The following is a 25943-nucleotide window of genomic DNA, read 5'->3' on the forward strand; positions in this document are numbered from 1 at the left end:
TGCTCAGGAGTCTGGCTGCCCATGTTTATCGGATTTGATTACGGTACCTCCAACTGTGCCGTCGCCGTGATGGAACAAGGCAGCCCTCGGCTGCTGAACCTGAGCGGTGCCCACTATCTTCCCTCCACCCTGCACGCCCCCCATCGGGATGCCATCGCCGGCCTGCTGGCCGAAGGACTGGCGCCTGCCCAGCAGAGCGAGTACCTCAAGCTGCGCGGCCCCGTGGTAACCCGGGCCCAGGCGGTACGCCGCCAGATACGCGAAGAGGGGCTGATCGACGAGCTCAGCTTCGGCGCCGCTGCGCTGGAGCGCTATCTGGAAGAGCCGGACGACGGCTACTACATCAAGTCGCCCAAATCCTTCCTCGGCGCCTACGGCCTCAAGGCACCGCAGATCGCCCTGTTCGAAGACATCGTCTGCGCCATGATGCTGCACGTGCGGCGCGAGGCGGAGCAGCAGCTCGGCGCACCAATTCGCCGGGCCGTGGTCGGCCGCCCGGTCAACTTCCAGGGATTGGCGGGGGAAGAGAGCAACCGTCAGGCCATCGCCATCCTGAGCGAGGCGGCGCGCCTCGCCGGATTCGAGCAGGTGGAGTTTCTCTATGAGCCGGTGGCAGCCGGCTTCGAATTCGAGGCCCGCCTCAACGAGGATGCGGTGGTGCTGGTGGTGGACATCGGCGGCGGTACCACCGACTGTTCGGTGCTGCGGATGGGCCCGAGCCATCGCGCCCAGCTCGATCGCAGCGGCGATCTGCTCGGCCACAGCGGTCAGCGCATCGGCGGCAACGACTTCGACATCCGGCTGACGGTGGAGGGCATGATGCCGCTGCTCGGCATGCACGAGACCCTCAAGACCGGCAAGCCGCTGCCCCACCCGCTGTTCTGGGACGCCGCCGCCATCAACGACGTCAGCGCCCAGAGCCGCTTCTACAGCCTGGAGACGGGCCGCCAGCTGCAGGATCTGCAGCTCGACAGCCTGCCCGGCAGCAAGCTGGGGCGCCTCGCCAGCCTGCGTGCCCACAAGCTGAGCCACCAGCTGGTGTGGCGCGCCGAGCAGGGCAAGATCGCCCTCTCCCAGGAGGAGTCGGCCCAGCAATCTCTGGCCGAGCTGGAGCGCGGGCTGACGGCCGAGCTCAGGCGCGATCAGCTGGCCAGCGCCTCCACCCCGCTGCTGGAGAAGATCGGCGAGCTGATGGACGAAGCCATCGCCGCCGCCGGCGTCCAGCCGGACCGGGTCTTCATCACCGGCGGCAGCGCCCGCTCGCCCCTCATCCAGGCCTTCATCCGCCAGAAGCTGCCCCAGGTGCCACTGGAAGGGGGCGATGACTTCGGCTCGGTCGCCTCCGGTCTGGCCCGTTACGCCGAGCGGCTGTTCGGCAACTGACGCCCCGGCGGGGGAGCCGGCGACGACGCTGGCACTCTTTGCAAGGCCAGTGTTGCCATTTAACGACACAGGCCCAATCCGCGGGACGACAGAAGCGGTCGGGGGCACTCCCCCTTGCCCTGCCTGGGGGGCCGCACAGAGGGTATGCTTGTCACTCCCACTACCGGAGCCCTTTCATGCCCAGATTCTTGCTACTGCTGCTCGCCCTGCTTCTGCTCAGCGCCTGCAGCAGTACTCCCCGCTTTGCCTCGCAAGACCTGCAGCACCACCACTGGGTGCTCGACAAGCTGGATGGCCAACCCGTCACCGCGGCGCGAGACAATCCGCCCGATTTCGAGATAGGTGAGCACTTCACCGTCAACGGCATCGCCGGTTGCAACCGCTACTTCGGTCAGGGCCACCTCGAGGGGAACAAGTTCTGGGTGACCAGTCTGGGCAGCACAGAGATGGCCTGCCAGGCCCCGCTCGATGCGGTGGAGCAGGCGGTGCTGACCACCCTCACCGAAGGGGCCACCCTGGATGGCACCACCCAGACCCTGATCCTGCAGGGAAAACGGCATCGTTTGGAATACACCCTGCGCGACTGGGTGCTGTAACCCCCCCTTCGCATCACAAAGCCGGATCACAAACAGGAACATGTGCCCCGCCTGTGGCACAATATGAGGCAGTGCTCGCAATGGAGGCTGCCTCAGCCATGTCGATGGACCGTCTGTTTGACAAGATCAAACAACTCCCCACTATTCCACAGCTGCTGCATGAGTTGATGCAGAGCTTCAGCGATGAAAATGCCCGCATCGACCAGATCGCGGCCAAGATCGCCATGGATCAGGTGATCAGCGTCAAGGTGCTGCGAATGGCCAACTCGGCCGCCCTGCGCCGCGGCAACGAAGTCACCTCCATCGAACAGGCGGTGATCCGCCTCGGTTTCAACCGGTTGCGCTCCGTGGTGGTCGCCTCCGGCATCATCGGCAGCTTCAAGGCCCCTCCCAGCTTCGACAAGAACAAGTTCTGGACCGAGACCTTCCAGGTCGCCACCATCGCCAAGACGCTGGCCCAGGAGGCCAAGGTGCTCGACCCCGAGACAGCCTTCACCTGCGCCCTCATCCACAACATCGGCGAGCTGCTGATCCAGAGCACATTGCCGGAAGAGGCGGAGCTCATCAATCTGGCGATCCAGAAAGGGAGCAGCCGGGTCGAGGCCCAGCGCGAGATGCTGGGTTACGACTACGCCCAGCTCGGTGCCGAGCTGGCGCGGCGCTGGAACCTGTCGGAGGCCTTCGTCGACGCCATCTCCCAGCAGCTGGATCCCCTCTCCCACGATCCGGTCAGCAAGGAGGCGGTACTGATCCGCCTGGCAGTCTTCATCTCCTTCGCTTGGAACGCCGGGGTGCCGGCCCAGGCCATCATAGCTCGCTTCCCCAAGCCGCTGGCCGACCAGCTGGGACTGGATCCCAAGTCCCTCGCCGGTCAGCTCGAAACACTGCATGAACAGGGTAATGCCCTCGCCGATCTTCTGACTCAATAAGCATCATGACCCATCCGTTTCTGTTTCATCCCCAGGTGGCGCCCTGGTTCAAAGAGAGCGCCGACGCCCTGCAACTCACCCTGTTCAGCGAGCTGGACGCGCCGATCCGCGAGGTGTGGCTGCGCCACGAGCCGGACAACGAGGAGTACCTGATCCCGATGACGGCGGTCTCCACCCGCGATCGGTTGCAGGTATGGCAGGGCACCCTGCCGCTTCACAAGGGGCAGGATATCCACCTCTACTGTTTCAAGTGTCTCACCGACGAGGAGCAGTGGTGGCTGCATGGCGCCGGCGTCAGCTCGGCCATGCCGCCGCGGGAACAGCATTTTCGCTTCAACAGCCTGCACCAGCCGCCGGCCTGGGTGCAGGATCAGGTGTTCTACCAGATCTTCCCGGATCGTTTCTGCAACGGCGACCCGTCCCTCAGCGTCAAGCATCACGAATACGAGTACCGCGGCAAGGCGGTCATCAGCAAGGCGTGGGGCGAGCCGGTCAGCCGCCACGAAGAGGGCCACGGCGCCTGCGAGTTCTACGGCGGCGATCTGGCGGGCATCGATGCCAAGCTGCACTATCTGCAGTCCCTCGGGGTGACGGCGCTCTACCTCAACCCCATTTTCGATTCGCCGAGCAACCACAAGTACGACACCCAGGACTACTTCAAAGTGGATGCGCATCTGGGCACCAACGCCCAATTCGCCGAGCTGACGCGCAACCTGCACCAGCGCGGCATGAAGATCATCCTGGATGCGGTGGTCAACCACACCTCCACCGAACACCCCTGGTTCTGCCCGCCGCTGGGGGCCCAGCGCAACCCTGACTCGCCGTGGCGCAGCTTCTACACCTTTGACAACGAAGGGGATTACGTCAGCTGGAAGGGCATCCGCAGCCTGCCCAAGCTAGATTTCTCCAGCGAACAGGTGCAGGACGCCGTCTACCGAGCCGACGACGCCATCCTGCGCTACTGGATGCGCGCCCCCTACCAGATCGACGGCTGGCGTTTCGATGTCATCCACATGCTGGGGGAGCGCGGCACCGCCGAGGGCAACCGCGGCCACGTGCGCGCCATTCGCGGCGCGGTGAAGCAGGAGAACCCGGACGCCTACGTGCTGGGTGAGCACTTCTTCGAGGCGAGCCAGTGGCTACAGGGGGATCAGGAGGACGGCGCCATGAACTACTACGGCTTCGCCCACCCGATCCGCGCCTTCCTGGCTGGCCAGGACATCGCCTACCACCCCATCAAGATCAGCGCCGAAGAGCTGGATCGCTGGCTCAAACTGACGCGGGCCCATATCCCGTTCAAGAACCAGCTGGCCCAGTTCAACCTGCTGGACAGTCACGATACCGCCCGCTTCCTCCATCTGCTGGGGGAAGACAAGCAGCGGATGCGGCTCGCCGCCACCCTGCTGCTCACCTATATCGGCGTGCCGTCCATCTACTACGGCGACGAGGTGGGGCTCTCTGGTGGCAACGATCCGGACTGCCGCCGCTGCTTCCCGTGGGAGACCACTGCCTGGGATCACGTGTTGCACGACCACTACCGCCGGCTGATCCAGATCCGCCGCCAGCGTCCGGCCCTGCGCCGCGGCGACATCCAGACCCTCTATGCCGGCCCCCACAGCTATGTGTTCGCCCGCACCCTGCAAAGCGATCAGGTGGTGGTGGCCTGCAACCGTCACCCCAGCGAGCCGCGCACCATCAGCCTGCCCCTGTGGCAGACCGCCAGTCCCGCCAGCCGCTTCACCGACGCCTTCAACGGCGACAAGTTCGAAGTGGTGCAGGGCGAGGTTCAGCTCACCATCCCCGCCAACTCGGCCAGAGTGCTGCTCTCCAGCTAGGCGTCAAAAAAGCGGAACCCCTGTGTTCCGCTTTTTGTTAAAGCCCCCGAAATCGCATAAAGTTGTTTGAGCTGGGTTGGATTTCTCTATGAATCATCTAGTTAGTTCACTCAGAGTGGAATAAAACTGGCATCATACAAGGCCGCATCAGCCCCTTTTCGGCTAAACTGGCCCAAGGCACATAAATTGCTTGTCACTTGGCATCACTAGCGAGAATCCGTCATGTTCGACAATAAAACCCTATTGATTACCGGCGGCACTGGCTCGTTTGGCAAGATGCTGGTCAAGACAGTGCTGGAACGCTACAAGCCGAAACGGCTGATCATCTACTCCCGCGACGAGCTGAAACAATTCGAGATGCAGCAGGTCTTCAACGCCCCCTGCATGCGCTATTTCATCGGCGATGTGCGGGACGCCAACCGGCTCACCATGGCGATGCGCGGGGTCGACTATGTGGTGCATGCAGCGGCGCTCAAACAGGTGCCGGCCGCCGAATACAACCCCATGGAGTGCATCAAGACCAATATCCACGGGGCCGAGAACGTCATCCAGGCAGCCCTGCTCAATCAGGTCAAGAAGGTGATCGCCCTCTCTACCGACAAGGCCGCCAACCCCATCAACCTGTACGGCGCCACCAAGCTGGCCTCCGACAAGCTGTTTGTCGCCGCCAACAACATCGCCGGTCAGGATCCAACCCGTTTTGCGGTGGTGCGCTACGGCAACGTGGTGGGGTCGCGTGGCTCGGTCGTGCCCTTCTTCCAGAAACGGATCGATCAGGGCGCCACCACCCTGCCCATCACCCACGCCGAGATGACCCGCTTCTGGATCACTCTGCAGCAGGGAGTGGACTTCGTGATGAACAACTTCCCGCGCATGAAGGGGGGTGAGATTTTCGTGCCCAAGCTGCCCTCGGTGCGGATCACCGACCTGGCTACCGCCATGGCCCCTCAGCTGGAGCAGGAGATCATCGGCATCCGCCCGGGTGAGAAACTGCATGAAGTGATGTGCCCGTGTGACGACTCCTACCACACCTTCGAGTTCGACGACTTCTTCATCATCGGGCCGACCATCAACTTCAACAACCGCAACAACGACTTCTCCGTCACCGCCTCGGGTGAAAAGGGAACCATGGTGGCCCAGGGATTCGAATACAACTCCCGAGACAACGATGATTTCCTGACGGTTGAGCAGCTGAAAGCATTGAACAGCAAGGTGGTAATGGAATGATCCCGTACGGCAGACAGTCGATCAGCGAAGCGGATATCGAAGCCGTGGTCGAAGTATTGAGGTCAGATTTTCTGACCCAGGGGCCTGTGGTGCCCCGCTTCGAGCAGGCAGTGGCGGATTACTGCGGAGCCCGCTTCGGGGTGGCGGTCAACTCAGGTACGGCCGCCCTGCATATCGCCTGTCTGGCTCTGGGTGTCGGCCCGGGTGACTGGGTCTGGACCTCCCCCATCAGCTTTGTCGCCTCGGCCAACTGCGCTCTCTATTGTGGGGCTCAGGTCGACTTCGTCGACATCGAGCCCGATACCGGCAACATGTGTGCCATCGAGCTGGAGCGCAAGCTGATAGCAGCCAAGGCTCAAGGATGTCTGCCCAAGGTGGTCATCCCGGTACACTTCGCGGGCCTGCCCTGCGACATGCAGGAGATCCATCGCCTGGGACAAGAGTACGGCTTTCGGATCATAGAAGATGCCTGCCACGCTCTCGGCGCCCGCTATCACGGCGAACCCACCGGCAACGGCCGCTACAGCGACATCACCGTCTTCAGCTTCCACCCGGTGAAGATCATCACCACCGGCGAGGGTGGCATGGCGATGACCAACGACCCTGCGCTCGCCAAAACCATGCGCATGCTACGCAGCCACGGCATCACCCGGGAGCCGGAAGACTTCATCAATGAGCCGGACGGCCCCTGGTACTACGAGCAGCAAATGCTGGGCTTCAACTACCGCATGACCGACATCCAGGCTGCATTAGGGTTGAGTCAGATGGCTCGACTCGAGGAATTCTTGGTTAAACGACGGAAAATTGCTGCACGTTATCAGGCCGAATTACCACGTCTTGGCTTGGAAGTTCTATCAGACCGTAATAATCGACTCTCAGCTTGGCACCTGTTTGTTATCAAAGTTCCAGCGAAATATCGTAAAACACAGTTCGAAAAGCTCAGAGCACATGGCATAGGCGTAAATGTGCACTACATCCCGATAGGGGATCATCCTTATCATACAGGTGATTGTGGGGAGGCTACATGCTTCTACGAACAACTGATTACTTTACCGCTGTACCCTACCTTATTGGAACAAGAAGAGACTCTGATAGAGGTCATCTATCAGACACAACATCTCTGATAATCATGAGTTACCCAATGGTAACTCATGATTGTTTATAACACGCTAAGTCCTCTGGTGAATCAATTTCCCCCCACTCTCCTTCATATGGAAAAGCTTTAATCTTTATATGATTTTCTTGAATCATTGAATTTAAAGTTCCAGTCATATGCATATTATCTTGCATTACAACAGGTAACTGTTCACGATATTTCTCTACACGCTCCCAACCTACAGGGGAAAACTTCAACAACCCCATATATTGCCCCTGAATCAAAGCAGCATCTGTGGTTTTATTCCCTATTTCGATGAGATAGCCCTCCTCATCTAGCTTAAAGCTCTCGGCATCAGATAAGGGATCAGAAAAACGCTGGCGCCATAAATTCAACCAGTTTGGATCATAAGTAATAGCAAAATCATCATTAGTATTAAGCAAGGTCGTTACAGCCTTGGGACTATAAAATATATCGGAGTATGATACAATACACTCCTCATCCATAAGCCATTCTCGCGCGCAGCATAGTGAGGCAACCATGTTGGTTTCAGCCCATCTTGAATTATGGAACTCAACTAAATCATAGGATGTGAGAGCCTCGCTCATATAACCTGTTACAACTGCGATATCTGTAATGCCGGCCGATCTTAAGGCTGAAAGTTGATGTTCTAGAAGAGGTCTACCATACAGTATGGTAAGGCATTTTGGTTTCTCTGCCGTCATCTCTTTCATTCGGCTGCCTCGCCCTGCAGCCAAAATAATCGCTCTTGTCATGTTATCCTCTCGACACCATTTTATAAAATCGATCAAGCCATAATGGACTAAAAGGTAAATCTCGCTCTGGATGCCACATCCACCCTTCACACGGCCAATCTTTATGTGCAATCGCCTCAATACAGCCTTCTGCAGATCTTGCTATAACACTGAACTCTTCGGGAACAGATAATGCACCGTAACGGTGGAAGCTATTAACGCTGGCAGAGATATCACCATGTATATTATGCCTTTGCCCTACATGCCCGGTTACCTCATTCAATGTCCCCCCAGACCAATTGATCAGCATTTGCATTCCACGACAAATACCCAAGGTAGGTACTTTATGTGAGTGAGCCCAGTTCAGTATCTTGGTCTCCGTATTATCCCTACACTGAAAATCACCAATATCATTCCCGCCAGAGAGAATGACCGCATCAGGATCTATATGATGAAGATATTCAAGTAGCAATGTATCATCAAATACATTAGACACAGGATAAGGTAGCCCGCCAGCAGCTATCACCCATCGACAGAGATTCTCATCCAAAGCGTCACGACTCTCATTCCGTTCCTTGAGATGGTCCACACGCTGAGTAACTATCACTTTGAACATATCTGGTTCAACTCAATATATCGACTTTCTTAGCAGCACAATTTATTGTTATTCTGCTGAATGATGACCATTTTTTGAAAAGAACCTCACCTGCACCAATCACTGCAGGAATACCCAGTTCACCAGCACGAATAGCCATATGAGAGTTTGCCCCCCCCCAAGCGGTCACCAAGCCTGCTATTGGATATGAAAATATCCAGTCATAGCCAGGGTCTGCACTCTGAATAAATATAATAGCTCCACTGAAGTTATCTTTATTGGAATCAGTTACCACATGTCCAGTCGTAATCCCTTGGGTGATAAAATTAGGATTTGCTTCGGACAATTCGAATCCCCAAACATCATCCGGTGATGTAATCACGGGAGGTAGAATTATTTTCAAACTATCTTTATATCTGCTCATTCCTACATCAATCGAGCGTCGAATAGAATCTACTGGATTGATAGCTCCGACTTGTAACTCCTTGAAGACAGCAATATCACAATATGACATTTCATCTTGACTAAAGCCTAAAGACTCACCGTAAGAACCGACTAATGCAATTATATCTGACAAATTCCGTGTAAACTCAAACTTAGACCATTCTCTTAGCTCAATTCCTGACTCCAAAAATTCAAACAAGCCCACCACATCCGACTTTAATCCATGTTCTTTAAGCAACGAAGATATTGACTTCATTTGATTAATGGTCAGCGAAAAAGGGGGATTTATTGCTGTCGAACTTGATGACGAAGAGCTCCAATCAAAATACAAATCTGGGGCCTCATCATAACGGGGTGATTCTATATCATATGTTCCTGGGCGTAAGTGCCCATATTTATTTAAAAAAAGCTCCTTGCTTAAAATGGCTCTATCATGGGATAACTGACCACTAACTGTAGTCAAGCTATTCATGAAAGCATCATAATTATGTTGAGTAAAAACACCGACTCTCACCAGAGACTTTAGAAACTGTACCGCAATAAAACCAGCACGTGCCAATCCCGCAAAAGGTAAAGTGCCATAACGCTTGGTATCTTCAATCAACCAGTAAATTGTATCTAATGTACCAATGCTTGATTGCAGAAGTATTTCTCTTCTCTCTTTAAGAATATCAAGCTTGCTTGCATCCTCTTTCCAAAGCCCCAACTCCGGATCAATAATCTTGTTGGTCAATTCTTTGAGATGCTCAGTAATACTAGCTATATCACGCTCAGAGAAACCTTCATTTTTCAATGACTGTAGTCGCTCATTAAGGTCAAGTGTATAGCATGAGTAAACTATCTCGAATTCTACCTTGTCATGTAAATAAGGTTTCTCAAGTAACCTCTCTATATAAGCATCGACCAATTTTCCGGCAATATTATCTGGCAAGTTGGCAGGAATGAATGAGTTGAATGATATGCGAACATCAATATACGGCATGCCATAAAAATGTAGCATCAAAGGAAAACTTCTAAGATTACGATAGCCGTAGTTATTTCGTTGATAGGCCCATGTGCTATCTGTTATAAGTTCACGATATAATGATAAAGCCAATGGCTTTGGTCTTAACCCAATTATTTCGGCAGGATTCCAATCAGGCATCACACCGTAAACCGTCCTCTTGCCCATCAGAAATGGGTGTTCACACATGCCCAATTCCACTTTATCTGCAATTTGCCTTAATTTATTATGATGCCCGTTATCCGAGTCAGGTTGAGCTTTCAATATGAGAGGCCTGGCTTGTAATAACCACAGGATCAAACGGTCACCTGACTTTGTAAAAGCAAACTCACAATCGACAGGCGTCCCTCCAAAATATATCAAAAGCTCATCAATCAATTTTATAACTTGTGATATATAAGGATTTTCAATTTCATTTGAAGAGATATGACTGGATGAGACCCATATTTTCCCTCCACATCCTGATGTAATAAAAGCAGTGTCATTACCTTCATGCCAATTAATCACTCTATAAGGAGAGCAAGTACTTGGATCGTGACTAAACGCGACACCGGACAAGACAACATGCTCCAGCATTGGCTGAATTAACACCTGTTCATTATCGTCAGGGTGATCGCCATACGATGAAAAGACTTTAGAGACAGCTGATGCCAAACAGTCAATTTCGACATTCGCAACAGAGAGAAATGCCCCCGCATTAGAATGAAAATGGTTATCTTCTGCCAAACAACTAGATCTTACAATTAATCGACCAGGAATGTTATCGTGTACTGACCTTATGATAGCATGGTGATTCTCAATCCATTCTCCATAAGAAAAATATATAGAAAATGGAATGCTCGCACTTAGCCTGACCCTATTTAAAGTAGCCAGTGTTTCCGCTTTAGTACCAAATTTAAGCATCATTAGTCACCATATGTAATAAAAGACCACTGCATCTAAACAGTGGCCACAACATATTATTTTAATTGAGCCGTGTAAATTCTTGTGAAATATGGAACAAGTACTGGCTCAGGAAGTAAAGATAGATAGTTCTCGATATCAGAAATGATGCTGTCGAACACAGCATCACTACCAGCCTCTCTTCTCAAAGTCGCATGTGATTTCCACGCAATCAAAATTTCATCTCGAGTCATTTCAGTGATGAAGCGCTCTTCTATTTTTTTTACTTCACCGAACAAACCGGATTTATTGATTGCCTCAGTAGGGTCTTCCCGACGAGAACCATATGAATATTTTTTTATCTTCCCTTTAATAATAAGCTCAATGTCTGTCTGTATTTTTTCATCTAGATCTCGGTGATTCCACATACAGGCAAACCAACCTTTTGGCTCCAGAATTCTTTTTATTTCAATTAATGCTCTTTGTTGATCTACAACATTGAAGGAACTTCCGAAAAATGCTGCCTGCACGGCTCTATCTGTTATTCCTGTTTCTTCCCCCGTACCAATACGCCACTCAACTTTTTGGCCCAAGGTATTCTTGATACCAAATTCTCGCATCGCAGCATTCGGTTCGACTGAAATAACCGTAAGACCCAATTTTAGCAATTCCTTCGTGAGCTTGCCCGTACCTGCCCCAATATCAGCAGTAAGCTTGTCCTGCTGACAATCTGTTATGGCAATCAACTTGCTGATTGCAAGCTCACTATAATCAGCTCTTTTATCATAGTGCTGTGCATGTTCAGTGTAATCCCATTCTACTTTTACTGATGACTCAGGTGCCATAATATTCTCCATTTTCAATAAACTTTGTTTGAAAATTCTCTCTGCTATATCTTCAGCAGTTATTTTAGCATTGTGACAAAATACCATATCAGCGTTATGTGGATAATCAAATTCCAAATCTAAGCCGTATATACTACTAATTTTCTCTTCTTCATAACGAGCATAAATCCCTTTTACATCTCGCTCTTGAAGAATTTCGATGGGCACATCTAGAAAAACTTCAAAATATGGGTTGATATTATCCCTATTCCATTGATGAATCTCTTTAAAGAGAGAAATCGTGGACATCACAACAGTTATATCTTGTCTAGATAGCATGGCACACAGAGCCGAGTATTTATAAGCAATTCTCAATCGATTACCAGATGAATGTGGATCCCCTGTAATATCAGAAAAAAATATATCTCTAAGAATATCACCATCCAAATGAACGACATGTATTCCTTCACTTTTTAGTATAGATACTAAATGCTTTGCAACCGTCGTTTTCCCTGCACCAGAAAGACCAGTAATCCATATGACCATATTTTCACCATTCATCCAAAATGTTCGGATGGGATTTATAAAGTTGTGATACGTAGGGTTTATAATAATTGATTATTTTATTTTCAATGCTTTTAGGTAGACGTTCTATATATTCTGACCGGGCAGAATGAAGCATTGAAAGTGGTATTTCAATCCATTCTTTAAATTCTGTTCGAATTTTATAACCTAGCTCGTAGAGCACACTATCAAGCTCATGAGCTGCTATACTCGCAAAGAAATCACTATCTACAAATCCATATAACTTATTATACTCACAAAAATCAACGTCAACTACTTTGATATATCTTCTGAATATGTGCTTTACGAAACCACTCGTTGCAGGTCCACCTTCATGTTCACAGAAAAAAATTTGAACTTGCTTAGAATAAGCCATCAAAGTCATAGGAATAAAAGATAAAACAAGTGACAGGGAAGATTCGACCTGCTTAGATAAATCATCAATATTGTAGCTTTCAATACCCAGCCAATGTGAGATATCATTTATTGTATTTTGAGCTTTATCCAATCTCAATGAGGAAAAACCAATACATTTTGAATGATGAAATTCAGATTCCAAGCTGAGACCAATTGCAATAGAGTTTTGGCGAACCATAAAATCCCTACTTAATAAAATAGAATCTAATGATGGACGCTGCACTCTATAGCCATAGTAATATTGTAATAAACTAAAATTATAAAATGATACAGCTAAGTCAAGAGGGTTCCTTATTGTATATAAGAAGTGCTTTTTTGTAAGGATTTTACTAAATAGATCCCAATGAGATAGATGATTTACCACATGAAGATGATAGTATGAAAGTCTGTGGTTATTAAAAATATCGACCCTATGATGCCTTGTTACTATTTCATTCCTGGTATAATCAAGAGGGTTTATATAGGGGTGTCCATTTAGACATCTTGAAATAAAATTTGTACCACATCGAGCAAGAGACATGACGAAAAGATCATATTTGTCTACATGTTTCTTAGCATCCATATATCATATCCCTTCACATGATGATATATAATACTCTATAGGGGATGTCTCAAGCAACCATTGGTACGCTGTATATATTGGCATCACATTTATAATATTTTCATTTGAGATTCCAATATTAATCAATTGCAGCCTTATATCATGAAACCAATCACTTACCACAAAGATCAACGCATTTTTTTTGTCTTTCAATATATCAGGAGATAATATATCCAACCCATTGTAATGCTCTCCCCACTTTTGACTATCATTATCAATTATTCCCGAGAGAATACCATCAAAAATCATCGATCCGATTATGTTGCGGCCACCGACACCCAGTCCGAATATATACACTGGTGCACCATTAGATTTGTGCAATCGATTAAACACTTGATTTAATTTTGTAATAGAAAGAAATGAATTTTTATCACGCTCTCCATCTAATTCCAGTGTCCTGTATACAGCTTCAAAGTCGAGTTCTATCTTTATATCCATTTGTCCCTCCATAACATCTCTATTTTAGGGCAGTATTCTATAATTTTTTCATAGTCACTTTCACATTCGTTATCAATAAGGCTATAAATTTTTTGTGGTAATGAATTTATCTTCTTCATCATAAAAACATCAAGTTTATGATTTAGCTCATCTGACCATGTTGAAAAATGACTCTCAATAATTAACTCCAACTCTTTAGCTATTATGTCATTGTACCGAGCCCTATTAATGTAGAGCTCATCTTTGGTCATACACATTTCTAACATTCCAAAGTCATCTGTATTGATAGAGCCAATTTTATGAAAATACTTTGGAATAAAATCAACAAGCCTGAAAAAATGTATAGTCCAATAAATTCCCTTGTAACTTATTCGTAATGGTAACTTTTCGAGGAAAGTATCGACGTAGCTCTTTTTGAATACAGAGTCATCAACAAAATTTGCACACTCCTCAACACCTAACCATTGATAAATATCATTCATTGTTCTATTTACAGAGCAACGTGTTAGTTCAGAAAAATCAACGATCTTCACTTTTTCATATTTATCATAATACTTGGAGCAGCGTAATGAACTATTAAAATATAATTCGCCATTTCGCAGAATATACTCTTCAACGTCAGGGATATCTTTGTTATCAAGAACTAACTGTTGTAAGAATGAGTTATAACTTGCGATAGCTTGCTCATATGGATGTCGAATTGGATGAATTAAATGATGATTCTTTAATGGTATATCACCACTGTATATGAAATCGATATCAATATCATGCCAAATAAAAACATTTCGCTTACAGCCTATAACATCAATAAATGTTTTGTCTGAATATTTGTTAGCTCTAAACTTCGTACCATAGAATCCTGGGCAATATATGCTTGGGTGTTTTGATATATATTTACAAAGTGAGTCAGTTCCTACTCGATTGCCTGCCATAACAGTAACATCAAAATACATCCTTTCCGCCTCCCAGAATGCCTATTATTGCATCACATGTATCCCTATATATATCTTCGAAGCTTTCTCTGGTAGGAGGAAGGGTATTATTTAGTTTTCCTTCACATGCGTTCTTCATTGCAGAATAAAGAGCTTCAATATTATTGTCCACTAGTACCCCTCCCCCTAAACGAGCTATCAGCTCCATAGAGCCTGCTGTTTTTGTCGCAATCACTGGGGTGCCGAGTAAGAGAGCTTCGAGAATGACCAGAGAAAAACCTTCTGCTCGGGACGATGAGATAACAAAGTCAGCGGCCTCAATATACTGATATGGATATGCAAGATGCCCTAAAAGACTAATATTTGGTATATGAAGCTCTTCTATTTTATTCACAAGATGAGGTCTATCACTTCCCTCTCCGATAATAAGAAGTTGATAATTATCATAACCTTCATTATTTAATCTGTGACAGATCTCTATCAGTAAATCAAAACCTTTTACATAATCAAGACGCCCTACAGCAACAAATGTCAGCTTATCAAATGTTAGACTACACTTTCCTTTATGAGCTGTAATATCTTGTACACTTACCAGATTGTAAATTACGTGTTTTTTAATGTTTGAATTATCAGGGAATAACTTTTCCCATGCTACTTTAGAATTTCCTGTCACAAAAACAACATCGGTGAACAATGAATATAAAGCCGATGCCTCTTTCTTTTTCTGCTCATTATCTAGATAATAAGATAAATCTGAATGCACCCACCCAATTTTTTTACCTGCTCTGCCAGCGACAACAAGGCATGAGCTAACCCCGTCAAGGAAGGATACTTCAATCTGACTATCATGAATTTTTACTATCTTTCTTATGACTTGCCATTCAACAAATGTAAAAATAAGATCGATCAACTCTTTATCTTTATAATCAAATAGTGTTCTTATTGGAAATCGGCTAGGGATCGAACTGGAGTAATCCCCGATATTAAAAGTAACCACTATAGATGCTGAAATATTTTCGTTTGAAAGCATCTTTGTAAGATCAACTAAAGCTTTTTCAGCGCCACCATTACCCAATGTATCGATAAAAAATGACACGTTGCTTTCGGTGTCATTCATGTTTTCACCTTTATTAATCAAGGCGCTTTCAAGTAGAGGTCTGAATACATCCACAAGAATACTTAAACCGTTGTTGATAAGTGTGGAATCAACACCAAAGCTAATTATCTGCTTATGTATTTCTTTGTAGAATGAACTGAGGACGATAATGCCATCACATTTCTTTGATGAAATTTCAGAGGGAGGAATTACCAAAACTCCGTCAAATATGGTGCCATGCAGAGACTGATTGTTATCTGTTAACGCAACTATTTCATACAGATCTTTGATATAAATAATCGCTCGTTTATACAAACTGCCTAAGCCAAATATAATTATTCTTTTCCTCATACTATCTTTCCCCTGATAACATCTCATTCCATTGATTACTTTCATTTTTCCCAGACAGGCTGTTCTGACCATCTGTTGATTTAAAAATCAAGGTCGCATGATGCATCGGTATGACACTTAAACTATAGAGTGCTGACGCTAAGCCATCCTCATCATTTTCACATAGATAACCATAACGGCCATGTGCTAGCAGCCCTACATTCCCTTCACAACAAGTTGCAATGATCGGTGTACCGAGGATTATAGCCTCGCCAATTGACAGTGGGTGTCCCTCACTAACTGAGGACGATACTAAACATTGAGCAGATTTAATATATGGATAGGGATTCTCTTTCTTTCCTAATAAAATAATATGCTCTTTCATTCCCAATGTAGATATCAGGTCATCCAGAGCTGACTTTAGGGGACCATCCCCTATAATAACCAGCTTGAGATCTTCCTGACCATTTTTTTTAATCTTGGTGAAGGCTCGAATCAACTTATCGAACCCTTTAACTTCAACTAGTCTCCCAACAGCAACGATATATGGATATAGTATTTGAGAGTCATTCTCCATGTTGGAGTTATTAGTGATAACCTCAACATCAAAGATATTTCCTATTACGTTTGACTCATAGTCCCTCAATCCTATTCTCTCATTAAACCCATTCTTGACAGAATTAGATACAAAGATAAGCCGGTCCATATTAGCATAAGCATCATACTCTGCTTTCAATGATGCGTAATAAGGGGCACTAATATGATGAGAAAATAGATTCGCATGTACACAAGCGACTTTATCGTTGCTATTTATTCCTGAGACAAGATAAGTAGAAAGTCCTTCAATATATGCAATAGCAATATCGTATTCATTTTGGCCGAATAATCGAGCACATATGTCATTGGCGGAAAAATGCATAAAAAAACAACGAGATAGCAGCCTGTTTTCGGTAGATGAAAAGATCTCTACTACGGGAAGAATATGGCTAAGCGCATCAAAATACTCTCCACCCCCTTCAATGACGACCAGAAATATTTTTTCTTTCTCTTCAATCCTGCGACATAAGTTTAATAATGCTCTCTCAGCCCCCCCATTACCTAAAGAGTTCATCACAATCAATCTTTTCTTTGTTAATGAAAGGGATGATATTTTATTTACGGCTATGAGGAGCTCATCATGCCCATTCAAATAATTAGCAACACTTTCACGAATCAAATAATCATCATATACATTTACAATGACATTATTATTTAAACCAAGAGAAATGAGTTTTTCCTTTATCTCTTCAAAATACATGCTCGTGACAATAACAAGTTCAAAATCTAAATATACAATATCCGAAGGTGATACAATCCTAACCTCATCAGAAAATTGTCCATGTCGCGTTGTATCATTGTCAGAAATAGCCACCAGTTGATACCTGGATTTTATAAATGGCAGAAACACTCTAAACAACCCACCAGCACCAAAGACAATCACTTTCTTCATTTTTATGTCCATCAAGCTAGCTGCGACTCTGCCAAGAATACAAAATCATCTCGACATGGCCCATGGCTTTTATAAAGGTGGTGTGACACCTGGTTTACCAAGCAAATTTTTAACCATCGCTCTTCAATTACGAAAAACTCATCAGGCAGTTTTAGCTCTGTCCTGATATCAGTTAAAATCGAGCCAGCGGCTACCACTTCCGACGTATCCATTGAGGATAATTCAATTATTTTACGCCATAGAGCAAGAGAGCCAATATTTACACCAAGCTGATTAACATATAGTTCAGTCATTTTGGTGAAGCCTGTTGACTGCACTTCTCGATATATCTCGCTTACCTGTTGGTGATGTGTCCTGTAGTAAACAAGAATACATCTCAGGTTGTGAAACTTCCATTTCTCATTGGCCGCTATTTTGCACCAAAGGGCTGCATCCTCAATATGAGGCCACTGAGACTCATATTCATATTTATCAAACACAGACTTTCTAATTAACACCGACGAATGCTGAAAACCAGATGTTCTAAACATAAGCAGATTTTTTATGAAATTGTCATCTTGTCTGTGATGCCATACTTCATTTATCTCACCGAAAAGCTTAGCCCACCCCCCTAGTATATATACGTCAGGATTGTTCTTCATAAATTCAACTTGCAGTTCGAATCTATTTTTTACTGAAATATCATCAGCATCCATTCGAGCGATAAAAGTCCCTCGTGAAAGTTTAATCGCTTTATTCAAACTATATACAAGACCTTTGTTGCTCTGACGGTACAGTCTTATACGCTGGTCTTGTTTGGAAAGAGCTTGTAGGATGTGGTGTGTATTATCTGTTGACCCATCATCTATGATGATGAATTCGAAGTCTCTAAAGGTTTGAGAAAGAATACTATTGACAGCCTCTCCAACAAAATCTTCGCAATTGTAAACTGGCATAATCACTGATATTAATGGCAACCGAATATTCCACATTTTATCAAAATACAACAGTGCATTTATAACCGCATCATCCATATCGAAATAGCGATACTCAGCAAGGCGCCCCAGGGCGATCAGCTGCGGAAACAGGATCAACTTATCACGGCACGCTTGATAATGCTGTTTGGCTGTATCGGTAAATAGCGGGTAATAAGGTTCGAGACCCTGTTCCGGCTGATAATCACAGGGATATTCATAAACGATGCTGGTACCAGGATGTACCTGTCCGCTGAAATGCTTGAACTCGGTGATCCGCGTGAAGGCTTCTTCATTCGGATAATTGACGGTGGTGACCGGTTGAAATTGCTCCTGCGCCAGATGGCGATGCTCAAAACGCAGTGAGCGGTATGGCAGGTAATTCCCCTCTGCCGGCAGCAGATAATCCAGCATTCCGGTATAGATCAAGGGGCCGTTAAATGGCTCGCCATCCAGCAGCACCCGCTTCTGCTGCCAATCCAGCCTGACGTGCTCTGCCATTGGGGTCGACAGCCTAACTTCAATCAGCGGGTGAGCAAGCATGCGCTCAAACATGGCGGTATAGCCTGCGGCCGGCACCGCCTGCCAGGGGTCGGTGAAGTAGCGATCATCCCGACTGACTACCACGGGTACCCGCGCCGTCACCTCGGGGGAGATCTGCTCGGGCGGTACCCCCCACTGTTTGCTGGTGTAGTTGACGAAGGCCTTCTGATAGATGAAATCCGCCAGTTCGCCCAGCAGGGGATCCTGCTCCTTGCGCAGTTCGAGAATCGGTACTCTGGCGTTATCCCCGAACCGGGTGCGCAGGGCCTCAATCATGGCGCCAGCCTTGTCGGCGGGGAAACAGCGCTCGATGCTGGTCAGGTTGAACGGGATAGGCACCAGTTGCCCGTCAATACGTGACAGCACGCTATGCTCGTAAGGCAACCACTCGGTAAACTGAGACAGGTAATCCCACACCTCCTTGCTGTCGGTATGGAAGAGGTGCGGCCCATAGCGATGGATCAGCACGCCATGCTCGTCATACTCGTCGAAGCAGTTGCCCCCGATGTGATCGCGCTGTTCCAGCACCAGCACCTTCCAGCCAAGCTGGCTGGCCATTCGTTCAGCCATGACGGCACCAGACAGCCCGGCGCCGATGACGATTGCCTGATAACTCACGCCGCTTCTCCAAACAGTTGTTGTACGACCCGGGCAGGATGGGCTCGCTGCGCCCACGCCAGTTGATGGCGCTCGTCGAAGAACCAGCCAGGGGCCAGCTCCGCAACCTCTGCCGCCGACTGCTCGATGAGCTGAGTAAAGCGGGCGACATCATCCTGCCGCAAAAAGTAGAGCGCGGCAGAGTAGTAGTGATGGGCACGCCCCTGGGCAATGACCACCGGGTCTGCACCGAATGCAGCCGCATTGTCACAGGCGCGCAGCAGGTCGCGCAGCGACTGCTCACGCCGCTCTGCGGATTTGCGGGTCTGCCCGCCGAAGCTCTGGGTATGGAAGCGATAACGCCCCAGCAGCTCGGGGATGAAATCCAGGGTGCCCGGATTGAGGGAGAGATTCAGGATGTGCCAGGGATAATCGAGAATGATCTTGCACCCTTCATCGATGGCATCGGCCATGCCGTCATAGTGGCGGAACATGATGGAGCTGGCATTGACGAAGACCCCGAAGCGGATCAACGCCTCCCGTGTCATCACGGGTTCGAGGTAACGGGCATTGTAGTAATCGTGGGTGAAGAGCTTGATGCGCGCATCGGTCTCATCATCAAACATCTCCGCCTCGTGATAGCAAAGCGTGCAGCCGGGGTGCGCGTCCAGATAGTCGGCCTGACGCTGCAGCTTGCCCGGCAAGGCCAGGTCGTCGCCATCCACATAGGCAAGGTAGGCCCCTTTTGCTTCACCAAGCAGCCGCTTCTGGGTTCTGGCCAGCCCCATGTTCTGTTCGTTTTGCAGGGCCCGCAGGGCCGGCCACTGCCGTGCCAGCCGCTGCATGATGGACCAGGAGTCATCACTCGAGCCGTCATCGATGGCGATCACCTCGAACTCGAAATCCGTCTGCTGCTCAAGCAGGCTGAGCAGGCAGGGTTCGATGAAGCGCGCCAGATTGTAGACGGGCACCAATACGCTGACTTTCATAGGGAAATCCAAGGGAAAATGAATAGAAAAGAAGCGGATGGGAGAAAATGGGCAAGGCTACCGCACGGTCCCTGTCAACCCTTCTCCCTCTCTGTCAGGTTTTACTGCAAGAGGTATGCCTGACCAAGCTAATCCATTGAAGCTGCTGGATTTATGTGAGCCACACCCGATTATTCACGTCGACTGAGACCACGGCTGCACAGTTGCAGCATGTCGATGCCATCCCAGTGCCATTCGAATGCGAGCGCCTGTCCCGGCGCCACCACCCGGTCAATCCGGCAGGTGGAGGCAGTCGGCAGCGCCGCCTCGACCCCGGCCCTGTCACCGCCGACCCAGACGCAGGTCTGCATGTCCCAGGGCTGCGCCAGCAGCTCATTCAGGGTATCGGCCACAAATTCGGCAACTGTACCTCCTCCGACGTGTGCGAGCCGCAGCCCGCTCGCCGGAGTCAATAAGGTGACGCCGGGCAAGCTGGTCACCTTCATTACCCCCTGCTCGGCGGCATTTTGTTGACTGTGGATGAGCCGTTCCATCGCCAGGGCGGGATCGGTGGCAAAGGGGGCAAACAGGGCTTCCAGCAGGCGGCGGCGCAGCCCCTCGTCGGGCTCACCCAGCCAGCAGAGGGTGGTTGGCGAGGCACAGGCCTGCTGGTTGAAACGGGTGCAGTCCTGCTGCAAGGCATCCATCGTCCGTTGCCACTCTTGCGGATCCAGCCCGGCCAGCCAGCGGCTGTCGAGCACCGCCATCGAGCGACGATCCGGAAACACCACCTCCTGCGCCGTTGGTGCCAGGGGAGTGGCCCGCACCTGGCGGATGGTCTCGTCGCCGCCCCAGATGATGCGTAGCCGGCAGCGCACCGACAGCCAGGCGGTGATGTCCTCGTCGTGCTCATAGCGAATGAAGCGGGTACGCGCGGCGATCTCTTGCCATTCACCGAGGCTGAACAGTTCGTTGAGGATCGCCAGCATGGCCTCCTGCTGCGGATCGCGGCGTGACGACAGCCGCACCACGCAGGGGTTGCCCATCAACAGAGCCATCAACCAGGAGTAGAAGGCCACCGTCGGCACGTTGGAGGGCACCAGGTGAAAGGTAACCCCCAGCGGCCCCCGTCCCTGCAAGCGCTGCTGTTCTCTGGCCAGCTGGCGGGGCCGCAGCCAGAAACCGAACGCAGCCAGATCAGGGTGACGACGCCCCTCCTGCTGCAGGCGGGCCGACAGCGCCGCCACGAAGTCGCAAATGACGGGGGCAAAGCAGGGCAGCGGCTGCGGGCAGAAGGTTGACCAGCCCGTCGTCGGTGCCACGAAGCTGACCGCCGGCCCCTCCTGCCAGAGCACTGTGGTCACTCCGGACGGGGTCATTGGAAGGTGTCGCTGCATCCCCTCACCTCGGCGCCGTGCTGGCGTCCCGCTACGTGAAAATAACGGCCATGGCGGCCACAAGGGCAGTCATCCTCTCCCAGCAGCACGCCGAGATCCTCGGTCAGCAGGCTGTGGCCGGGATAACTGCCGGGAATGGCGGAGAGCACCTGCAGCAGGCCTGGGCTGCCAATCCCGAGCGGCTGATGGGTGAGCGGATCGCGCACCTGTACATCGGCAAACACGGGAGCATGCAGGTGTCCCTGCTCGCACTCGACGAAGATGGAGCCTACCTGCTCCACCATGCCGTAGAAGTTGTGCACCCGGCCCAGCCCCAGCTGGTCACGGCAGCGGGCCTTGAAGGCGGAATTGTCCACCGCCAGGTGCTGCAGCTTCTTCCAGCCGCCGCTGTGAAACAAAATGCCCTGCGTCAGCGGCAGTTGCAGGCCGCGCTCGCGCAGCGGCTCCAGCAGGCATTGCCAGACCATGAAGGTGAAGCCGAACAGCAGCACCGGCTGGCCGGCATATTTGTCACAGAAGGCCTCGATGACAGGCCAGTTGGGCCGCATCTGCTCGTCGAGGGCATAGGTATGGTCACGGCCGAGGAAGGAGAGCCCCAGCGCGCCCGCGCCCCGCGCCGAAAAGCCGCTGCGGTTCTGGATGAGGGCGGGTTGCTCCACCAGCAGCATGGGCAGGCGCTGCTTGCCGACAAACTCCTGCAAGATCTTCACCAGCACCTTGCTCTGCAGGGCGGCGGTCTCCCTGTCCAGCACGATCCGTGATGGCGAGCCCGTGGTGCCCGACGAGGTGAGCACCTTGAACACCTCGCTCTGCGGCACGCTCTGCCATTGGGCCAGTTTGAACAGCCGGGCCGCCAGGTAGGGCAGCACATCGTAGTCGGTCGCCGCGGCCGTCCAGCCGAAGGCTTGCAGCACATTGTTATAAGCCGTGCAGTGTGCCTGGTGGTGCGCAGTCAACGCGTTGAGCCGCGCCAGCAGCAGCGCCTGTTTGGCGGCCTGGGGCAGGGCGAAGACCGGCGCGCTCAGCAACTGCTCCATCACGCCTCCCCCGCCAGTCTGGCCAGGGCGGCGTAGTCAATCTTGTGATTGGCGGTGCGCGGCAGTTGTGTCACCTGCACCACCTGCACCGCCCGCGGCGGGGACTGCAGCCACTGCGCCAGCTCGCGCAGCAAGCCGTCGGTCGTCAAGTCATCGCGGGGCTCGACAGCCACCAGCAGGCAGTCGTCACGCCCACCGCAGGCCCCCGTCCAGCCCCAGCGATGGAGCTGGCTCTCGACCTCCGCCAGGCTGACCCGCTTGCCGAACAGCTTGAGAAAACGGCTGAGCCGGCCGCAGATGTAGTAGCGGCCCGCCTCGTCACAGCGGGCCAGATCGCCGGTAGCCAGCTCCTGCAGCTGGGCGCCCAGCGCCAGATCCTCGGCCGTAACGGCGTAACCCAGCATGACGTTGTCGCCGCGATAGACCAGCTCCCCCTCCCCGGGCTTGCCCCCCTCCTGCGCGCGCAAGGTGAACTGGCCGCCGGGAATGGCGCGACCGATGGCATCGGGATGGGCGGCCACCTCGGGCGCTGCCAGCCAGGCCATGCGGGCGGTGGCCTCGGTCTGGCCGTACATGACGAAGAAGCGCCGCTCCAGCCGCAGGGCCTGCTCGGCAAACTGCTGCGCCAGCGCGGGTTCGAGACGCCCGCCCGCCTGGGTCAGGGTCTGCAAAGAGGGGTAGCGGGCCCAGTCAAAGCGCAGCCTGGCCAGCATCTGATAGGTAAAGGGCACCCCGGCAAAGCTGCTCACGCCGTGCAGATCGACCTGCTGCCAGAAGTCGCGCTCCAGTACGCTCCCTTCGTGCTGCACCAGGGAGGCGCCCACCAGCAGATGGCTGTTGAGCACCGACAGGCCGTAGGAGTAGTACAGCGGCAGGCTGGTGATGGCCCGCTCGGCCGCGGTCAGCGCCAGATAGTCGACGATGGAGGCGGCGTTGGCCGCCAGATTGCGCCCCGACAGCCGCACCCACTTGGCGCTGCCAGTGCTGCCCGAGGTTGGCAGCATTACCGTCAGCGCCGGGTGCAGGGCAGGCGTCGTCGCGGCGAGCCGCTCCAGCTGGCCGACATCATTGACCCGCCAGCTCACGCCAAACTGCCGGCAGCTGGCATCGTGCTGACTCGCAGGGAGGGCCGGGTCTGCCAGCATCACGACATGCCCCAGCTTGAGCGCCGCCAGATAGTGCAACAGGTGGGCGGTGCGGGTGAAAAAGGGCAGATAGACCAAGCTGCGCTCGTCCGGATAGCTGGCCGCCAGCCGCGCCACCCGCCGTGCCAGCTCGCCGTAGGAGAGCCAGCCCTCTTGCGGGTCGCGCCAGGCCGGTGCCGGGTTGTCTTCCCGCAGGTGGGCGAGCAGTGCGTGCGCGTGATCCATCAGACCGTCATGCCTCCATCCACGCCGATGACCTGACCGGTCACATAGCTTGCCAGGTCGGAGGCGAGAAACAGCGCCACCCCGGCCACCTCGTCCGGGGTGCCGATGCGCCCCATGGCGATGCTGGCGAGCCGCTCGGCAAACTTGTCGTCCGGGATGGCGTGGGCCATCTCGGTGTCGATGAAACCGGGGGCGATGGCATTGACCCGGATCTGGCTGGCAGCCAGCTCCTTGGCCAGCGACTGGGTGATGCCGATCACCGCCGCCTTGCTGCCGGCATAGCTGCAAAGGCCGGCTGCACCCACCCGCCCCATCAGGGAGGCCAGGTTGATGATGCTGCCGCCACCGCTGCGCTGCATCAGGCGGGCGGCATACTGGCTGCAATAGACCACGCTGAAGGTGTTGTGGCTGAAGGTCTGCTCCAGCTGAGCCTGATTGACCATGCCGAGCAGCCCCTCTTCCAGCATGCCGGCATTGTTGACCAGTACGTCCAACTGGCGCGTCTGGGCAAACAGCTGCTGAAAGGCCTGCTTGACCGCCTGCGGCTGCGCCACGTCGACACAGAGCGAGTGACAAGGCACGCCGAACTCGGCGCCGAGCTCATCGGCCAGCCGGCTCATGGCCGCCTCGTCACGTCCCGCCAGCCACAGCTCTGCCCCCTGCGCGGCAAACAGCCGGGCAATGGCGAGCCCGATGCCGCGCCCGGCGCCGGTGATCAACACCCGCTTGCCTTGCAGCAGCCCCTGCATCAGAGGGCGACCCCGTACTTGGCGAGGATCTCCCGCGCCTTGGCGACCGAGCTCATGTCGATGATGTCATCGGTATCGAGCAGCACGCCGTAGCAATCCTCCAGCTGGGCGATCAGGCCCATGTGGGCGACGGAGTCCCACTGGGGAATGCTGTTGTAGGCCAGCTGGTCGCTGACGCTGCCGACGTCGATGCCGAGGGCATCGGCAAAAACCTGTTCCAACGCTGTAGTCATCTGAAAAATCTCCGTAGCCGTTCTCGGGCGGCATAATAGTCGGCGGGCTGCAGTTCGAGGGCGATGAAGTCGCCCTGTTGCCCCTGTTGGCGATAGCCGAGCTGTGCGTTGAGGCGCAGGGCGGCGTCGTTGCCGGTACGCACCAGGGTGCGGATGCAGCCGAGCCCGAAGGTATCGAAGCCCTGATCGAGCTGTGACAGGGCGGCGGCGACGGCCAGCATGGGGTGGCGCACGCTGGAGCGGCCCAGATAGAGGCCGGCATCGGCCACCGGCTGCCCTTGCAGCGATTGACTCGTCTCCCCTTTCAGGTTGACGTAGCCGGCCCGCAGGCCGCGGCACCAGAGCACCCAGTGCTGCTGGTCAGCCCGTTCCAGGCTGCTGACGAACCACTGCCGTTGCTGGCGGGGGGAGATGAGCGCCTGCTCCACCATCTGCAACCGCACCTCGTCCTGGTTGCGCCAGCGTCGCAGAGTGGGCAGATCCCAGGGCTGGAGCGGGCGCAATTCGACACCATAACTCATGTTCAATACCAATGACGTCCCATCACTTGCCCATGTTATCGACCATCGCCGGGCAATTCCGTAGCAAAGCTCAATAATATAAGATGAAAACTCGGTATAATCTCAAAAATAATCAACGAGTTGTCATCAATTATCCGGC

Annotated in this window: 23 protein-coding genes and 1 pseudogene; 6 read left to right on the plus strand and 18 right to left on the minus strand. The window is 51.8% G+C overall.

Translation table 11 applies throughout. The features are described 5' to 3' along the window. Positions 1-21: 21 nt before the first annotated feature. The 6 genes from yegD to pseC all read left to right on the plus strand — a co-directional run bounded on the left by yegD (position 22) and on the right by pseC (position 7094). Positions 22-1383, plus strand: coding sequence for a molecular chaperone (gene yegD / locus G5134_RS06945; protein WP_421231929.1), 1362 nt, complete (start codon positions 22-24; stop codon positions 1381-1383). A gap of 176 nt (positions 1384-1559) precedes the next feature. Beyond that, positions 1560-1979 (plus strand): META domain-containing protein, encoded by a 420-nt coding sequence (locus tag G5134_RS06950; protein ID WP_017787065.1) that lies wholly within the window; start codon positions 1560-1562, stop codon positions 1977-1979. Between the two features lie 80 nt (positions 1980-2059). Next, positions 2060-2908, plus strand: a complete 849-nt coding sequence (locus G5134_RS06955; protein ID WP_017764864.1) for an HDOD domain-containing protein — start codon at positions 2060-2062, stop codon at positions 2906-2908. Positions 2909-2913: 5 nt separating this feature from the next. Next, on the plus strand, positions 2914-4743 hold the full coding sequence (gene malZ / locus G5134_RS06960; protein WP_065018479.1) for a maltodextrin glucosidase: 1830 nt from the start codon (positions 2914-2916) through the stop codon (positions 4741-4743). A gap of 222 nt (positions 4744-4965) precedes the next feature. Continuing rightward, complete coding sequence (pseB, locus tag G5134_RS06965) at positions 4966-5970, plus strand: UDP-N-acetylglucosamine 4,6-dehydratase (inverting) (protein ID WP_065018478.1); 1005 nt, start codon at positions 4966-4968, stop codon at positions 5968-5970. Beyond that, positions 5967-7094 carry a UDP-4-amino-4,6-dideoxy-N-acetyl-beta-L-altrosamine transaminase gene (gene pseC / locus G5134_RS06970; protein WP_065018477.1) on the plus strand — a complete coding sequence of 376 codons (1128 nt, stop codon included), beginning with the start codon at positions 5967-5969 and terminating at the stop codon, positions 7092-7094. Before pseB ends, pseC begins: the two co-directional genes overlap by 4 nt. Before the next feature lie 25 nt (positions 7095-7119). Here the strand turns inward: pseC and G5134_RS06975 are convergent, their stop codons facing one another. The 18 genes and pseudogenes from G5134_RS06975 to G5134_RS07060 all read right to left on the minus strand — a co-directional run bounded on the left by G5134_RS06975 (position 7120) and on the right by G5134_RS07060 (position 25816). Beyond that, the gene (locus tag G5134_RS06975) at positions 7120-7842 is read right to left on the minus strand and encodes an NTP transferase domain-containing protein (RefSeq protein ID WP_082970180.1); all 723 of its coding nucleotides are present in this window, start codon (positions 7840-7842) and stop codon (positions 7120-7122) included. 1 nt (position 7843) lies between these two features. After that, positions 7844-8437 (minus strand): gamma-glutamyl-gamma-aminobutyrate hydrolase family protein, encoded by a 594-nt coding sequence (locus G5134_RS06980; RefSeq protein ID WP_082970179.1) that lies wholly within the window; start codon positions 8435-8437, stop codon positions 7844-7846. Between the two features lie 7 nt (positions 8438-8444). Continuing rightward, on the minus strand, positions 8445-10769 hold the full coding sequence (locus G5134_RS06985) for a PEP-utilizing enzyme (protein ID WP_082970178.1): 2325 nt from the start codon (positions 10767-10769) through the stop codon (positions 8445-8447). A 53-nt stretch (positions 10770-10822) separates the two neighbouring features. Beyond that, positions 10823-12115: an adenylyl-sulfate kinase gene (locus G5134_RS06990; protein WP_197495632.1), complete on the minus strand. Its 1293-nt coding sequence runs from the start codon at positions 12113-12115 to the stop codon at positions 10823-10825. Positions 12116-12119: 4 nt separating this feature from the next. Continuing rightward, entirely contained in the window at positions 12120-13112 is a 993-nt protein-coding gene (locus G5134_RS06995; RefSeq protein ID WP_156559959.1) for a sulfotransferase domain-containing protein, read from the minus strand. A 3-nt stretch (positions 13113-13115) separates the two neighbouring features. Further along, positions 13116-13589, minus strand: coding sequence for a hypothetical protein (locus G5134_RS07000; protein ID WP_156559956.1), 474 nt, complete (start codon positions 13587-13589; stop codon positions 13116-13118). Then, the gene (locus tag G5134_RS07005) at positions 13580-14542 is read right to left on the minus strand and encodes a hypothetical protein (protein WP_156559953.1); all 963 of its coding nucleotides are present in this window, start codon (positions 14540-14542) and stop codon (positions 13580-13582) included. The genes G5134_RS07000 and G5134_RS07005 overlap by 10 nt, the downstream gene beginning before the upstream one ends. Further along, positions 14532-16013: a glycosyltransferase gene (locus G5134_RS07010; protein ID WP_197495631.1), complete on the minus strand. Its 1482-nt coding sequence runs from the start codon at positions 16011-16013 to the stop codon at positions 14532-14534. The genes G5134_RS07005 and G5134_RS07010 overlap by 11 nt, the downstream gene beginning before the upstream one ends. Further along, positions 15970-17436, minus strand: coding sequence for a glycosyltransferase (locus tag G5134_RS07015; protein WP_162513120.1), 1467 nt, complete (start codon positions 17434-17436; stop codon positions 15970-15972). The genes G5134_RS07010 and G5134_RS07015 overlap by 44 nt, the downstream gene beginning before the upstream one ends. Before the next feature lie 11 nt (positions 17437-17447). Further along, complete coding sequence (locus tag G5134_RS07020; RefSeq protein ID WP_421231934.1) at positions 17448-18407, minus strand: glycosyltransferase family 2 protein; 960 nt, start codon at positions 18405-18407, stop codon at positions 17448-17450. After that, positions 18408-19550: pseudogene (gene glf / locus G5134_RS07025) on the minus strand (UDP-galactopyranose mutase); the annotation flags it as partial. Then, positions 19547-20530, minus strand: coding sequence for a glycosyltransferase family 2 protein (locus G5134_RS07030; protein WP_065018475.1), 984 nt, complete (start codon positions 20528-20530; stop codon positions 19547-19549). The pseudogene glf and the gene G5134_RS07030, both read right to left, overlap by 4 nt. A gap of 158 nt (positions 20531-20688) precedes the next feature. Beyond that, positions 20689-21876, minus strand: coding sequence for an acyl-CoA reductase (locus G5134_RS07035; protein ID WP_065018474.1), 1188 nt, complete (start codon positions 21874-21876; stop codon positions 20689-20691). Then, positions 21873-22931 (minus strand): acyl-protein synthetase, encoded by a 1059-nt coding sequence (locus tag G5134_RS07040; protein WP_065018473.1) that lies wholly within the window; start codon positions 22929-22931, stop codon positions 21873-21875. Before G5134_RS07040 ends, G5134_RS07035 begins: the two co-directional genes overlap by 4 nt. Further along, positions 22931-24301 carry an AMP-binding protein gene (locus G5134_RS07045; RefSeq protein ID WP_065018472.1) on the minus strand — a complete coding sequence of 457 codons (1371 nt, stop codon included), beginning with the start codon at positions 24299-24301 and terminating at the stop codon, positions 22931-22933. The genes G5134_RS07040 and G5134_RS07045 overlap by 1 nt, the downstream gene beginning before the upstream one ends. Beyond that, positions 24301-25050, minus strand: a complete 750-nt coding sequence (locus G5134_RS07050; RefSeq protein WP_065018471.1) for an SDR family NAD(P)-dependent oxidoreductase — start codon at positions 25048-25050, stop codon at positions 24301-24303. Before G5134_RS07050 ends, G5134_RS07045 begins: the two co-directional genes overlap by 1 nt. Then, complete coding sequence (locus tag G5134_RS07055; protein WP_005306726.1) at positions 25050-25283, minus strand: acyl carrier protein; 234 nt, start codon at positions 25281-25283, stop codon at positions 25050-25052. Before G5134_RS07055 ends, G5134_RS07050 begins: the two co-directional genes overlap by 1 nt. Beyond that, positions 25280-25816 (minus strand): GNAT family N-acetyltransferase, encoded by a 537-nt coding sequence (locus tag G5134_RS07060; protein ID WP_082970174.1) that lies wholly within the window; start codon positions 25814-25816, stop codon positions 25280-25282. The genes G5134_RS07055 and G5134_RS07060 overlap by 4 nt, the downstream gene beginning before the upstream one ends. Positions 25817-25943: the final 127 nt, after the last annotated feature.

Source organism: Aeromonas sp. 600276 (assembly GCF_049175815.1).
Classification (GTDB): Bacteria; Pseudomonadota; Gammaproteobacteria; order Enterobacterales; family Aeromonadaceae; genus Aeromonas; species Aeromonas dhakensis.